We start from the raw sequence: 14,750 nt of genomic DNA on the forward strand, positions 1-14,750 counted from the left end.
AGATGCTCAGGAGTGCCTTATATAAAGGACATCTGTGGTCGGTCTTATACTTGGGCATTTTGGGACAGTGTTTTGCCGCCGGTGTCGAAGCGGATTGGTTGACGGGCCAATCGTGTGCGGTTCGTTGCGCGGGATACCTGGAGCAGCGCCTATTGGATTGTTCCTCCGCAACGCCACAAAAATCTCCAAGCCGGATTCTTCGCTTCGCGCAGAATGACATGGGGACGCGGGGCTATAAACTAAGCAGATATAGTAATGAAAAAACGATCGTATAGGGTGGGGGCTGCGAAATACAATTTCGCCCCTAATTGAATATTCTTTGTCAATAAAAAAGAACAGCAAAGGAAGCGAATATAAATGGTGGTGAAGAAACAAGAATCTTCTCTTCAATTGGAAAAAACATCGCGATCTTGTGATTTCACCGCTTTGCGTCGCCACTAAAGAAAGACTTTCTTCCTGAACCGTGGATGTATGGAAATCTTTCCTCCCCAAGAGGTTCTTTCGCCTGCCAATTAACAATTCATTTGACTACATCTCATTTCTGTGCCATACTTATGTCAACCTGCCTTTTTTTGTCCCCAATCAGACAAAAAACGGTGCTAAATTCCGCTTCTCCGTGAAGCCGGCGCCTATTAAATTGTTCAACCAAAACACTTGAGGTACTGCTATGCTTTTTACCGAGAAAACCATCGGTGCATTTTTTAAAGAACAAGCCGCTCGTTATGGCGACCGTCCCTTTATACGGTATCCCGATCGGGATCTATGTTTTAGCTGGAAAGAGTTCGAGGAACGGGCGCGGCGTCTTGCTAAAGGGCTGTTAGCCTTGGGGTTGCGCCCGGGCGATCATTTGGGCGTATGGGCGCGCAACGTGCCGGATTGGCTGACGTTTTTCTTCGCCACCGCTCAGGTCGGCATTGTGCTTGTAACGGTGAATACCTCTTATAAAAGCCATGAACTCGCATTTGTTTTAAAGCAGTCTGATATGAAAGCGCTTGCCATTGTTGACGGATTCCGTGATGTCAATTATTTGGATATTATGTATGATTTAGTGCCTGAGCTGCGCACCCGTGCACGGGGTGATTTGCACAGTGAAGCCTTTCCTGCGCTTCGAAGTGTGATCTTTATCGGTCAGGAAAAGCATCGGGGCATGTACAACACGGCCGAACTTTTTCAATTGGGCGAACACCAAAACGATACCTTGCTTGAATCCTACGCATCCACCACCTATTGCGATGATGTGGTGAATATGCAGTACACCTCGGGTACCACCGGATTTCCTAAAGGCGTCATGTTAACCCACAGGAATATCCTCAATAACGGCTATTACATTGGCGAGCGTCAAAAGCTGACTGATGAAGACCGCGTCTGCTTGCCTGTTCCGCTTTTCCACTGCTTTGGAATTGTGCTCGGCGTTATGGCATGTCTCACCCATGGCAGTACCTTGGTATTGTTGGAAAGTTTTGATCCTCTTCTCGCGCTTGCTGCCGTACAAAAAGAAAAATGCACTGCTATTTACGGTGTGCCCACGATGTTTATTGCAGAATTAAATCATCCCATGTTTAACATGTTCGATTTGTCTTCGCTGCGTACCGGCATTATGGCGGGTTCTCCTTGTCCTATGGAACGGATGAAGCAGGTTATTAACGATATGCACTGCCCGGAAATAACCATTGCCTATGGCTTGACCGAGGCGTCGCCCGTAGTGACGCAAACGAGCACCGACGATTCTCTTGAGCGGCGGGTCAGTACGGTAGGCCGTGTTCTGCCCGGCACGGAGATCAAGATTGTTGACCCGGAAACGGGCGAGACGCTGGCGCCCGATCAGGAAGGTGAATTATGTTGTCGCGGCTACAACATCATGAAAGGCTACTACAATATGCCCGATGCCACAGCGTCAGTAATAGATGCTGACGGATGGCTGCACACAGGCGACCTCGCCACTTGTGATGAATCGGGTTACTATCGGATCACCGGCCGCAGTAAGGACACCATTATTCGTGGCGGTGAAAATATATCGCCTAGGGAAATTGAAGAATTTCTGCATTCCATGCCCGGAATCAAAGATGTTCAAGTAGCAGGCGTACCTGACGACCGTTATGGGGAAGTGGTAGGCGCTTTTATCATTCCTGCCGATGATGCCGATATCACGGAATCGGATGTGCGCGATTATGCCATCAACCGAATTGCCCGCTACAAGGCTCCGAAACATGTGTTTTTCGTAGAGGATTTTCCGCTCACTGCCAACGGCAAAATACAGAAATTTAAACTCCGGGATTTCGCTTGCGAAAAGCTTGAAATTGCCGATACCGTATTCGATAAAGAGTCTGCATCCGAGAAGGAACAGGAGCCGGAATTGGTCTGATCCGTAGTGCTGCGCTGATCCATGGAAAGAGCGCTTCGACAAGGAAGCTTTCATCGACTGATGCCGGGAACAGATGTGACCGTTAATAACTTGGATATTTCGCGTCTTTTTTGAGACACTATCCTTAGTTCCATAGCCTATTGCGTGGTGCGACTTCGTGATAAAGCAAAGTCGATGGAGGAAAAGTGTCGCAGTGTTGATACACGGGAAGAGGAAGCCTTTGCCGGTGACGGACGAAAGTTTATGAAGCATATACGAATTCTACATAGCTCAGATTTATTCTTGGATGCCTCCTTCGCCCATTTGGGCTGCGATTCAGCTTGCGGTAACCGGTTGAGAATGGCGCAGATGACGGTCTTCGATCGTCTTGTCGCCCGTGCTAAAGCATGGCCCGCCGATGTCCTTTGTATCGCGGGCAATCTCTTTGACGGCATGTGTTCTTCTCGGATCTTATTGGAGCATGTCATCCACGGCTTCGAACAGCTGGCGCCTGCTCAGGTTTATATTGCGCCGGGACTTTATGATGCCGTTGCGCCTAACAGTCCTTATGCGGTTGAAGTTTGGCCTCAAAACGTAGTTATTTTTCAGCCCGACACTTGGCAATCTGTCGAACATCCCACACTGCCCCTCGTTGTGCATGGGATTGGCCAGGGAAAGAAAAAGGACCGTGATTTTGCTGCGCCGTCTTTCGACGCCCTTCCCCGCGATGATCAGCTGCATATAGCGGTGGTTTCGGAAAAAAAAGACGGCAGTGTCTGTCAAAGCATGTTCGCAGAACATGAGGGCCCATGGGAAGGTCTGACTTATATCGCTTTAGGCGGGCGCGCCCATAAGGCCGCTGGTGAAACGGGCAACAACACAGTCGCTTGGTATCCGGGCACGCCGCAGGGACGCAGCTTTGACGCGTGCGGTTCCCGTTATGCCCTTGAGGTAGAGATTGCCCGTTCCGCCGGCACCGCCTCCACCGCTGTTTCAATCAATGCAGTGGACATGGCCGCCATTCTTTTTGAAGATTTATGTATGGATTCGGAAAATTCAGTTCCTCTGAATTCTCTGGCGGGCGATAAGCTGCCCCATGATCCGCGCGAGCGTGTGGTTCATCTTCGCTTGCAAGGTAAACGCCCCTTGCTGGCGGAAGCGCTTATCCAAGAACTTGAGAAAGAAGGGAAGGACACTTTTTTACATATGGTGGTTTCCGACGAAATGACCCTCGATTACGACCGCAGTATCCTTCCCCGCGCCAACACCTGCCTGAGCAAACTTGCCGCGGCAATGATCGCGAAAATAATGGATGATCCCGAGAGGGACGCCGCACTCTTTGAAACGCAAGCCCTTGAGTTAATTTTGAATGCGCACAGTAATAAAGGACTCGCTCATGACAACGACATGGAACTACCGGAATGATCTATAAGGCGATCCTATACCCCGACCTTACCGGCACCGCAGTTTCCTCGCCTTTGAGTGCCAAAGGCAACTATATCTATTGTGCCGATGTATCGGTATCACGGGGTCTTGCCTCGGAATTCCTTTCCGGAAAAGGATCTGTATATTTGCCCGGCTATGGAAATTTCTCGCTGCAACTTGAGGAAGCACTTCCGGAAAAGAATGATCAATCAGCAGCCATGAAATACGGCGCGCCGCTGATCCCTATTCGATTGGTCTCCGCTGACGATGAAGCGGTGGAGACGGAAGCCTTTATCGCCGAGCTTGCTGCCTTCGTGGACACGGGAAGCGGCGAGGCAGACGCGTATGTCATGCTGTCCCGTCTCGAACGCTATGCCGCCGCCCTGGGCCAAGCCGATGCCCCAAGCGGACGTTTAGGCATTATCCGGGCGCGGCGCAACGACTTGGAAGCTGAATGGGCTACGGTCGCGCAAGCGCTGGAAGATGCCGACGCTCTATTGTCTGATCTTAACCGTCAACGCAGCCAGCTTATCCAATGCACTGCAAGGCGATCAGAACTGCGCAGCCAACTGCACGGCACCGTTGCCGCCTGTGCCCAAAACATAAAGCTGCGAATGACTCAATTAGGAGATCAGATTCCCCACCTTTTAGGAAAACCCTTGCTAAGCAGCGGGGACGTGGCGGCCATCAAGCGCAAAGAAACACAGTTCGAGACTACTAAATTACAAAGAGAAAGAACCGGTCAGGAACTGGATCAGATTAAAGGTAATTTAGATAAGGTACAACAAGATCCGCCTGCCGAAGCTGTCGGTCCTCCGAAGCGTGTTGAGATTCCCGATGAATTGCGCTTTGATATTTTAGCTAAATCCAAAAACTGCGCCGAGATCCACATCCGTCTGGATGAGGTGACCTCACAAGAGGAGGATCTCGACAAACAAATCAGCCAAATCCAAGGATCCATCAGTACGCTTCCCGATTTCACCAGAATCGCGCCCAACCCTGTGGACTGGCTCAATCAATTATCGTCCACCCTTAAGAGTGCTGTTCATGACCGCTATGAAGAGGCGTCCTCTTTGGAACGACTCCAAAATGAGATCCATACGCTGCGAATCGGCGGCGCTGAAGAGGCGGTACTCTTTGTAGGTATCGATAATTTCGCGCAGATCATGCAGGATCATGATACGCAGAAAAAAATGGTGGAAGAAAAAGCGAAACAGGTACAGCGCCAATTGCATTCGGATCGGGGAATGCGCGATAGCACGAAAAAAAGTATGCCCGGGATAAATTGGCTGCTTATAGGATGCTCCTTATTTCTTACCCTTCTTATTGGAGGTTACATTGGTGTTCGCGCTACACCGCTCTTATATCCTGCGTCCATGTTATTCATAGCCGTTTTTTATTTCGGGTTGATGCGCCTTCGTGGGAGTCGAGACATCATAAGGCTCAGCAAACGGATAGCCGAACATCATGCGGAAATGGAAGTGCTCAAGGAAAAAGCGAAAAAGAGCGGTTCCTATATTGAAGAAATTATGAACCGTGCCGGCTGTGCCACCATCCGCGAGTTGGAAGCCCGCTACGATTCTTAATATCAAGCCGTTCTGCATCTCCGATCTCTTGAAGAAGAGCTCGCGCAGAAAAAACAAAGTTTACAAGAAAGTGAAGAGCGGATTCCCAGACTCTTTGAGCGTATTAGCGCGACTCTTGAATCGATGGATGAGTATCCAGAAAGCCCCAATGACGTGGAACGTTGTGTGGGAAGCGCTATCGGTAAATATCGTATTTATCATGAAACGGTGCGACGCCTTGCCGACCTTCGTAACAGACAGCAAGGATTGTTGAACCGGCGGCGCTATCTCGAAAAAGAACATAACGAAGCACGGGAGGTGCTGGCCGAAAAAGAAAAAGAGCTGCGCCGTATTATGCGCGAAAACGGGTTCTATGAAGAAGCAGGCTTGACTGAAGTGGACACATTACTCAACGAATATTACCGCTACATCGATAGTGCCCGAAAAAATCTCAGCCACAAAGAATTATTGACTCGCCGCTGCCAAGTATTGGAAAATCGCCTTCAAGAAGAGGAAGTGTTGGAGCAACAATACGCCAAAGAATTGGCGATGCTTTTAGAAGAGTTTGGCGTGGCGAGTCAAGAGGCTGTGGAGGAGGCCGCGGAAAATAATGCTGCCCTTGCAGATATTAAAGCTGAAATAGATGGCTTGGAAAATCGGCTAGGAGAACTGCTGCAAGGACGGGATCTCTCCTAGTACGAGCAAGAAAAAGACGGCGAACAAAACGCAAACGTGTCTGAGGACTTGGTTAAGAGTCAGCGTGAAGAACTCGCCCGTTGTGAACAAGACTGTGAGAAGTTGCGCCGTGAATTTGCAATGCTGCGTGAGGAGCGCTATCAAGCTTTCGCGAATATGCGCGGTTTAAACGAAATTGAAGAGGATCTGGCGCATCTCGTAGAAGAAGAAGCAGAGACCAAAAGGAAAATTAAAGCGGCGGCACGGGCAATGGCTCTTTTAGAAGACACCACGTTGCTCTGGCGCGATAAACACAGCGCTGCCATAAGCAGCCGTGCCCAAAGCTTGTTGGATGATGCCGGACTTGAAACGGAAATTTTTCTTAATCTCAATGCTGATGCCGGGGAAAACCCATTTGCGGTAAAGACGCAGTCAGACCAAGAGATCCCCGCCGATACGCTGCAATTGGCGCTGCGCCTTGCCGCCTTAGAGGTACTTGAGGATGCAACTTGCCGTGAAGCGATTATCGTTGATGGAAGTTTTCAAAATCGGTCCTTGCCTGTGGACGGCCCCGCATTGATTCAGCTACTCGACGGGATCGCAGCACGGCGACAGCTGCTGCTCTTTTCCGACAATCAAGAACTCGCTGCCGCCGCAGCGAAGAGTGAAAATTGGAGCGTGTTGACCATCGTTTCCAGTCTCGACGCCCCCGGCCCGGATTTCTCCACACCACAATCAGACATAGAGACATGAGTCTTTGTATGGTCTGCTCAGCACGCCGCCTACGTGCTTGCCTGTGCAGACAAGTGTTGTGCGGTTAATCGGCTACGGGTGTTAACCGGAAGTTATGAAAAGAGCAGTTGAAGCCTTCCCCTTTCGGGCTGCATGCGTAGAGTCCCACACTGATCGTGTCTTGTGCGTCATGAAGATGGGTGATGCGCATTTGATCCCATTGCACGCCGTCGGCACTCCACTCTAATGTAAAATCATTGTCTTCCCGCGTCATTCTATACCACCGTTCCCCGATTGCTGAGGATACGTCTTGGGTCGCCCAGTCGGAATAGCCCAGGTTCGTCACAACCGATCCCAGCCTGCTGATGGTCGGATTTTCATATTCTGTGGACTGCTTGATCCAATGGTTTTCGTCGCTTCGAACCATCAAGCCGCATTGATCGTATTGGCTTTCAGGGGCGAAGACGGCGCGACAACTGAATTGAAAATCGCCGGTTGCCCGCGTGAAGAGGCAATGACCGTCGTCGCGGCGGAAGCCGTAATGGGTCCGCTGCCAAAAGTCGGTATTGCCTTGGGTGCGCAGATGCAGGCCGTCATCGAAATGATGGGTCGGCGCTTCATTAAACCAAAAAAAGGATTTCGAAAGGGTGGTATCCGTTAAGTTCAAAATTTCGGTCATCGTCTGTTCCTTATAGAAATAGGCCAAGCGTTAAAAAGAGAATGGAGCCATTATCCATGAGCCCATGCGTGAAATCAAGCACACTTGAAGGCGGTGCGGAGGAGGGGGCCATATTACCCGTTCCGATTAGCGCATCACTTTCTGGGCGGCGACGCTTTCCCTTCCCGTTTTCCGGAATGTTGTTGCCTTGTCCATCGTTTACGTGATAGGGTATTTTACAATCGGGACGGCACTGAACAGAACTACATCAAGGAGATAGACCGTGAAATATATCGTATTGCTCGGAGACGGCATGGCGGATCATCCATTGGACGCTCATAACGGACGCACCGCCATTGAAGCCGCGAAAACGCCGCATATGGATCGCATGGCGGCAGAGGGTTGTACCGGGCTTTTTTGTCCTATACCTGAGGGGCTGCCGCCGGGCAGTGATGTCGGGAATCTCTCTGTATTCGGTTATGATCCGCGCCAAGTCTTTTCCGGGCGGGCGGCTATTGAAGCCGCCAGTCAAGACATCGTGCTCGGCGATGACGAGGTCGCTTTCCGTTGTAATATCGTGACCCTCAACGAGGGGCGTATGGAGGATTTCACCTCCGGCCACATCACCACGGAAGAGGCAGCGCTTCTTATGGACAGCCTTAATGAAGCCTTGTCACCGCAGTTTCCTATTCGACTCCATACGGGCGTGAGTTACCGCCATACGGGCGTGATTAAGGCCCATGACGGCTGCACCATTGAAGACATGGAAAAGACGATCTGTGAACCGCCCCACAATATTACAGGTCGCGCCTATGCCGATTACTTGCCGAAAGGACCTGCTGCCCAGTTGCTGCGTAGTCTTATGAAGGCGTCGGAGCCGGTGCTCCGCGATCATCCGGTCAATGTAAAGCGTCGTGAAGCGGGACTTGCTCCTGCCGTATCACTTTGGCCGTGGGGACAAGGGCGCGCGCTCACACTCAAATCTTATCGCGAGTGTTTCAACCTGTCGGGGGCGGTCATTTCTGCCGTGGATCTTGTCAAGGGCATTGGCGTATGTGCCGGACTTGAAATCATCAATGTGCCCGGCGCCACGGGTTGGATCGACACGGATTATGAGGGTAAGGTTGCTGCAGGATTGGACGCGCTGAATCGCCATGATTTCCTTTATCTGCATGTTGAAGCTCCCGACGAGGCGGCACACCAGGGCAACAGCGCCTTAAAAATTCAAGCTATCGAAGAGTTTGATGCGCGCATTGTCGGCCCCTTCCTAGACTATCTGAACACCCATCCCGACACCCGTATCCTTGCCGCGCCTGACCATTTTACCTTGATTAGTACAAAGACCCATGCCAGCGGTCCGGTACCTTTTGTGATGTGCGGCAAGGGCATTGAGCAGGGCAGCGCCCAAGAATACGGGGAAGGTGCTGCCGCCGCCACAGGCATCGTGGTCGAAGAAGGTTTCCGGCTGATCCACCACTTTTTCCAAAATCAGGTTACTTTTTAAATCAAAAACAGAATCAGTTGCTGTTCCAGTCAAGCGCCGGTTCCCATCGAGACAGATCCGCATAAAGGAGCGTCTCAAACTCATGGAGCTGGATATAGGGCACAAAACGCTGCGAGGCTATATCTGCGGCAAGCGATTCCTCAAGTCCCATGACGCGCTCATAGGCATCGAGAGATTGTATTTCCTCATATCCTGGCACGTTTTTGGGATAAGAGTAGAGGTCGACCATCGTGCTGAATCGTGCATCGTCACTTGTGTCTTGTTTGATCAACCGTTTCAAGTCGGCTAAATAGATAATCGGCGCCAGAGGACGACGCTTTCTATTCTTCTTTACTTTTATAAATTCCTGTAATGGTGTTATTCGTTTGTGGGTTGACGATCTAAATCATAGAGCAGGAAAACAGGTCATTACAGAAATCCGGCCGAAGTCTTTTTTCAGGAAAGGCTTAGCTTTCGAGTTTGATTCTAGCCGGCTTAAAGAGTAAAAAAATCCCGATATGACGGGCGGTCATATCGGGATAGCAGGTATAGATTTGGTACGGATATTATTTTTTGTCTACCGTCAATCCGGGCCAGTCATCGGTGCGGAAAGGCGAGGCAGGCAGCAGCTTCCCATTAATTAGATTGCAGATCGGGTTGTGTGCCCACGCATAGCGTACGGCAACGGGTTCCGCCACTTCAGGTGACGATACGATAACTTTATTGCCTTTAATAACGGCATCAGCCCAGACAAATTTTTTGTCGGCGCCGGCAATAGCGAAACCTTTGGGCGCTTCACCGTCGCTGGTGGTCAATCCACCGTTGATGTGATTAAAGGACAGGATGGCTTTGTCTTTCCAAATTCGCATGGATCTGTACATGGGACCGGACCAGACGACCTGCTGCCTATAATCCTTGGCAAGGGCGTTCAAAGCTAAGCGTTTACCTACATCTTGCTTGTTTCTCGGATGGATGTCTTTGGCTTCGCCAATATCGATGATTACCGCCATCCCCGTCTTTTTGAGATCAAGGGTCATGGTCTGTGCTTCGCGCAATTCAGCCCAATCGGATTCGTCAGGTTCGGGTCGAACCTCGGTAAAGTTGGCGAGCTGCACAAAATAGAAGGGGAAGTTGCCCTGTCCCCAATCTTCGCGCCAATTGGTGATCATGGTGGGGAACAAGTTGCGATATTGATAGGCACGGTCAGCGTTAGACTCTCCCTGATACCAGATGGCGCCTTTGATGGCGTAGGGGATCAAGGGGGCGATCATGGCATTATACAAGCCCGCTGCGAGCCAGGGATGTTCGGGACCGCGCGGCGCATTGGGTTTCTTGGGTTTGTCGGTGCCGTCTGCCTCCGCTTTTTTTACCGCTTCTTCCCACTCGACGACGCTTTGATCATAGGCCTCTTTTGCCGCAGGATAATCCTCCAATATCTGATCCCAATTTTGAACGATGTGAGCCAATTCAGGATCGTTCTCGAGGGTCGTGCGGCTTGTCCAAGATTCGGCGGGTGTGCCGCCCCAGGAGGTGTGGATCACCCCTACCGGTCGTTGGTTCAGGCGCTGGTACAATTCACGACCAAAATAATACAGTACGGCCGAGAATTCCGGAAGACTTTCCGGAGAACATATGGACCAAGAACCTTCACAATCAAACTGGATTTCAGGGGACGCGGCGCGCTTCACGCTGAAGAGCCGAATATTCGGGTAATCAGCCTGTGCAATTTCGTTTTCGGCATCGTTCGAGTCTTTCACCGCCCATTGCATATTGCTTTGACCGGAACCGATCCACACTTCGCCGATTAACACATCTTCGAACTGCAGCGTATTATCGGGGCCGGCAATGGTCAGGGCATAAGGTCCCCCTTGCTTCATCCGCGACAGCTCGACCTGCCACAGACCTTCGGCATCGGCAACGGTGCTTTTGCTCTGTTTGTGGAGCGTCACGGTGACCGCTTCGCCGGGATCGGCTTTACCCCAAACGGGCAGCTTTTGTTTTTGCTGCAATACCATATGATCACCGAAAATACTCGGCGTACTGACAACAGCGTTAGAGCTCAGTGATAGGGAACAGAGCAGCGCAACCAATAGAACTACACGACATAGCTGTTTCATGGGCAGTATCTCCTCCTACAGTAGAGATTCGTTAAACAACCGGACGCAGTCATATACAGCAACACTGCGTCCGTTAACCTTAGAAGAAACAAGTATACCTGTTTTAAGAGGGTACTTTCACCAAGAATATAGCATGGCGTAAGGGTCGAAATAGCATTAATGCCATGACTGCCCTCAATCTTCCTCTTCTTCCGTCAGCATTTGGTGCAGGCTATGGACGAGGTGGTGCATTTCGTCGAGCACCTGTGCCGCTGATACGGGAGTGAGCGTGACGGCAGGTTTATCAGCCCATGAAAAAGAGACTCGGTTTTGATAGATCCGACGGAGCCGCGCTTGTACTCCCGGCGCGAGAGCCGCACCTGAATCAAAATAAATAACTAGTTGCTGCGAACCCGCTTCCATGGCTACACTGCCGATTTCAGCGCCGAGGGCGCGCACTTCCATAATGCGAAACAATTGACGTACCGGCTTGGGAAGCGGTCCGAAACGATCCTTTAACTCGGCGGCAAGTTCGTCTATATCGTCCATGGAAGTGAGGGACGCAATGCGTCGGTAAAGTGTGATTTTCTGCGGCGCAATTTGCACCCATTTGTCGGGGATATAAGCGTCTGCGTTGATTTCGAGGGGCGGCAAGGTGCGCCGTTTGCCTGAGACGCCGGTTGTTTCCGCGACGGCTTCGGCAATAAGATCTTTGTACGTTTCATAGCCGACGGTAGCGATATTACCCGATTGTTCGCCGCCTAAGATATCGCCTGCACCCCGTATTTCCAGGTCGCGCATGGCAACACGAAATCCCGACCCGAGCGATGAAAAATCTTCCAGCGCTTTCAACCGTTGCTGGGCGTCTTCGGTCAAGGCATGGTCACCCGGCACGAGCATATAGGCAAAAGCACGGTGTTTATAACGGCCTACCCTGCCGCGAATCTGATACAGTTGACTGAGCCCGAATTGATCGGCGCGATCCACCAAAATTGTATTGGCATTGGGGATATCAATGCCTGATGCGATAATGGTGGAGCAGACGAGGACATCAATATCCCGATTAATGAAGGCGGTCATCACTTCTTCAAGGGTTCGTTTATTCATCTGGCCATGACCGACGCCGACCCGCGCCTTAGGTACGATTTGTTTTATAAAAGCAACAACACGGTCAATGGTTTGCACACGGTTATGCAGAAAATAGACTTGTCCTTCACGACTCAATTCCCTTTCGATGGCTTCGCGGATGATTTCTTTGTCCCATGCCTCAATACAGGTATGGATGGGCAGACGATCATTGGGCGCTGTATTAATCAGACTCATGTCACGTATGCCTACCAAAGAGAAGTGAAGAGTTCTCGGGATCGGTGTGGCGGACATGGTTAACACATCCACGGAGGTGCGCATTTGTTTCAGTTTCTCTTTGTGCCGCACACCGAAACGCTGTTCTTCATCGATGATGACCAAGCCCAAGTCAAAAAAGGAGACATCTTTCGAAAGGAGTCGGTGTGTGCCGATAACGACATCCACTTCTCCGCTTTTTAGCTTGTCAATCACTTCGCGGCTCTCTTTGGGTGAACGGAAACGGTTCAATACTTCCACTTGGATGGGGTAGGGGGCGAAGCGTTCGCGGAAGGTGTTGTAATGCTGTTGCACCAAAACGGTGGTAGGAGCGAGCATGACTACTTGTTTGCGATCCATCACCGCTTTAAAGGCGGCACGGAGAGCGACTTCCGTTTTGCCATAGCCCACATCACCGCAAAGAAGGCGATCCATGGGACGATTGGATTCCATGTCTTGTTTGACGTCTTTAATGGCGCGCGCCTGGTCGGGGGTCTCCTCATATTCGAAGGCATCTTCAAACTCTTCCTGCCAAGGCGTATCCTTCGAAAAGGTGTAGCCGCCCAGGTGTTCCCGTGCCGCATAGAGTTTGATCAATTCTTCAGTCATCTCGCGGATTCTTTTGCGTACCCGATCTTTGGTTCGGGTCCAGGTGGCACCGCCCAGTTTGTCCAGTCTCGGCACCGCCCCATCGCCGCCTTGATATTTTTGCAGTTGATCCAGCAAGGTGGCGGGAACATAGACCGTATCGCCGCCTGCGTAGTGAATGGATAGGTAGTCGCCGTTACGGCCTTCAAATTTGCGCAGTCCTGTGTAACGGCCAATACCGTGCACCTCATGGACAACAAAATCACCAGCGCGCAAATCATCAAATTGGGTAATCGTGACGCCCGCTTCAAAGCGCCTCCGTTTTCTGCGTATATAGTGGCGGCCGAAGATTTCCCGTTCACTGAGGAAGACGAGTTTATCGGAATGGGCGACGAAACCCGCCCGCAATCTGCCTACGCTTACCTGTACGCTGCAATCTGTATCTTCAGGTCGGTAGCCATGTTCATGGAGCAGTCCGTACATGCGCCGCTGTTCGCCGGGATTGACAGAAAAAATATGAATCGCAAATTGTTCTGTATCCCAATCACGCAATTGTTCCCAAAATTCTTCGGAATGGCCGCTGAAGTTTTCGACCGGACCGGAGCGCATACTGAAATTAGTCTGGGGACCGTGATCGCGAAAGGGCATCTGACTTAAGGAAAGCCGTAAAAAACGGCCCCATAAATTAGCGGTTTTGTCCCAACCCATAAAATAGGGACTATCGAGGCATTGATCGGCAACGAGGCGTCCGCGCTCCTGTATGGCTAGGGGGTCATCCAGAACAAGGAGGGTCTCTTCGTTGAAATAATCGGTGAGCGGCGCGAGCATTTTCGTCTTGAGCGCGGCAGCCAAGCTTGCTTTTTCAGAACGAGGCGACACCTTCAACAGATCTATGGGCACCACGCTGCGTTGGGTTTCCGGTTCAAAAAGACGGATGGATTCGATTTCGTCGTCGAAGTATTCGATGCGTGCGGGCAATTCTGAAGACAAAGGGAAAATATCGATAATGCCGCCGCGTACGCTGAATTCTCCGCGCTGTTCCACCATGGCTTCTCGGGTATAGCCCAAGCGGATGAGTTCGGTGATCAGCGTTTCAAGAGGATTATGATCGCCCCAGCGCAATAGCAAGGAGTTCTCCTTGAGCTGTTGACGGGGAATCACATACTGCATCAATGAACGTATAGGTGTCACAACACAAATGCCCGGTTTTGCGGAGATTCTTTCCTCAAGCTTTTCCAGCGTATTCAGCCGCTCCGCCATGATGTCATCAGCGGGGCTCATGGTGTCATGGGGCAGCACTTCCCAAGCGGGGAAAAGGAGCGTATTCTCTTCCCCGGCAAAAGTAGCAAGATCGTCAAATACGGTTTCTGCCTCAACACGGCTCGCCGTCACGATTAATAAGGAGCGCTTTAATTCCCGAGCTGTTTGCAGCGCGACGAGTGTTTTGCAAGCGCCCCATGCGCCGGACAGGTTGATTTTATGGTCAGGATGGGAATGGAACGATTCAACAATAGAAGAAACAATATGTAATTTTTCGAGTTGCATAAAAAGAAATACCGGTGGAGCAAATTGTTGTTGGGGGTGAAAAAAAACGAGTACAGCTCTATTTTAACACGTCTGAGCCTATGTGACACATATGGTGCTGCCCTGCGCAGGAAGAGCGGCTTCAAGGTTGAAATGCAACCGGTGCAAAAAAAGAGGACATCACAGAGATCTTCGGTACAATAGTTCTGTTGAAACACCCGAAGGAGCCCATACTGACCCGTCGCCATTTTACACGAGATGACTGTATAAAACCGGAAACATTTAAAAGCTAAGGATTGAGTAACCGGAAAATAGCTCAGAC

At 50.8% G+C, this 14,750-nt stretch carries 10 protein-coding genes; 6 read left to right on the top strand and 4 right to left on the bottom strand.

The window, feature by feature from the left end:
* Nucleotides 1-667 precede the first annotated feature (667 nt).
* From GX117_11975 to GX117_11995, 5 genes are all read left to right on the top strand, one after another.
* Nucleotides 668-2,362: an AMP-binding protein gene (locus tag GX117_11975; GenBank protein NLO34046.1), complete on the top strand. Its 1,695-nt coding sequence runs from the start codon at nt 668-670 to the stop codon at nt 2,360-2,362.
* Nucleotides 2,363-2,536: 174 nt separating this feature from the next.
* Nucleotides 2,537-3,766 (top strand): hypothetical protein, encoded by a 1,230-nt coding sequence (locus GX117_11980; protein ID NLO34047.1) that lies wholly within the window; start codon nt 2,537-2,539, stop codon nt 3,764-3,766.
* Nucleotides 3,763-5,352 (top strand): hypothetical protein, encoded by a 1,590-nt coding sequence (locus GX117_11985; GenBank protein NLO34048.1) that lies wholly within the window; start codon nt 3,763-3,765, stop codon nt 5,350-5,352. The genes GX117_11980 and GX117_11985 overlap by 4 nt, the downstream gene beginning before the upstream one ends.
* 123 nt (nt 5,353-5,475) lie before the next feature.
* Nucleotides 5,476-6,027: a hypothetical protein gene (locus tag GX117_11990; GenBank protein NLO34049.1), complete on the top strand. Its 552-nt coding sequence runs from the start codon at nt 5,476-5,478 to the stop codon at nt 6,025-6,027.
* A gap of 36 nt (nt 6,028-6,063) precedes the next feature.
* A complete protein-coding gene (locus tag GX117_11995) occupies nt 6,064-6,759 on the top strand; it encodes a hypothetical protein (GenBank protein ID NLO34050.1) in 696 nt (231 codons plus the stop codon).
* A 64-nt stretch (nt 6,760-6,823) separates the two neighbouring features.
* On the opposite strand, the gene GX117_12000 is transcribed toward GX117_11995, so the two are convergent.
* A complete protein-coding gene (locus GX117_12000; protein ID NLO34051.1) occupies nt 6,824-7,417 on the bottom strand; it encodes a DUF1349 domain-containing protein in 594 nt (197 codons plus the stop codon).
* A 262-nt stretch (nt 7,418-7,679) separates the two neighbouring features.
* Between GX117_12000 and GX117_12005 the strand changes: the two genes are divergently transcribed.
* The gene (locus tag GX117_12005) at nt 7,680-8,900 is read left to right on the top strand and encodes a cofactor-independent phosphoglycerate mutase (GenBank protein NLO34052.1); all 1,221 of its coding nucleotides are present in this window, start codon (nt 7,680-7,682) and stop codon (nt 8,898-8,900) included.
* A 13-nt stretch (nt 8,901-8,913) separates the two neighbouring features.
* On the opposite strand, the gene GX117_12010 is transcribed toward GX117_12005, so the two are convergent.
* The 3 genes from GX117_12010 to mfd form a co-directional block, all read right to left on the bottom strand.
* A complete protein-coding gene (locus tag GX117_12010; protein ID NLO34053.1) occupies nt 8,914-9,171 on the bottom strand; it encodes a DUF4276 family protein in 258 nt (85 codons plus the stop codon).
* A gap of 274 nt (nt 9,172-9,445) precedes the next feature.
* The gene (locus tag GX117_12015) at nt 9,446-10,996 is read right to left on the bottom strand and encodes a sialate O-acetylesterase (GenBank protein NLO34054.1); all 1,551 of its coding nucleotides are present in this window, start codon (nt 10,994-10,996) and stop codon (nt 9,446-9,448) included.
* A 174-nt stretch (nt 10,997-11,170) separates the two neighbouring features.
* Nucleotides 11,171-14,449, bottom strand: a complete 3,279-nt coding sequence (gene mfd / locus GX117_12020) for a transcription-repair coupling factor (GenBank protein NLO34055.1) — start codon at nt 14,447-14,449, stop codon at nt 11,171-11,173.
* Between the last annotated feature and the right edge of the window lie 301 nt (nt 14,450-14,750).

This window comes from Candidatus Hydrogenedentota bacterium (assembly GCA_012523015.1).
Taxonomy (GTDB): Bacteria; Hydrogenedentota; Hydrogenedentia; order Hydrogenedentales; family CAITNO01; genus JAAYBJ01.

Bases quoted from the DNA above. Each gene is read 5' to 3' on its own strand.
- GX117_11980 (NLO34047.1), top strand. From the start codon at position 2,537: ATGGAGGAAAAGTGTCGCAGTGTTGATACACGGGAAGAGGAAGCCTTT.
- GX117_12015 (NLO34054.1), bottom strand. From the start codon at position 10,996: ATGAAACAGCTATGTCGTGTAGTTCTATTGGTTGCGCTGCTCTGTTCC.
- GX117_11990 (NLO34049.1), top strand. From the start codon at position 5,476: ATGGATGAGTATCCAGAAAGCCCCAATGACGTGGAACGTTGTGTGGGA.
- GX117_11975 (NLO34046.1), top strand. From the start codon at position 668: ATGCTTTTTACCGAGAAAACCATCGGTGCATTTTTTAAAGAACAAGCC.
- GX117_11985 (NLO34048.1), top strand. From the start codon at position 3,763: ATGATCTATAAGGCGATCCTATACCCCGACCTTACCGGCACCGCAGTT.
- mfd (NLO34055.1), bottom strand. From the start codon at position 14,449: ATGCAACTCGAAAAATTACATATTGTTTCTTCTATTGTTGAATCGTTC.
- GX117_12000 (NLO34051.1), bottom strand. From the start codon at position 7,417: ATGACCGAAATTTTGAACTTAACGGATACCACCCTTTCGAAATCCTTT.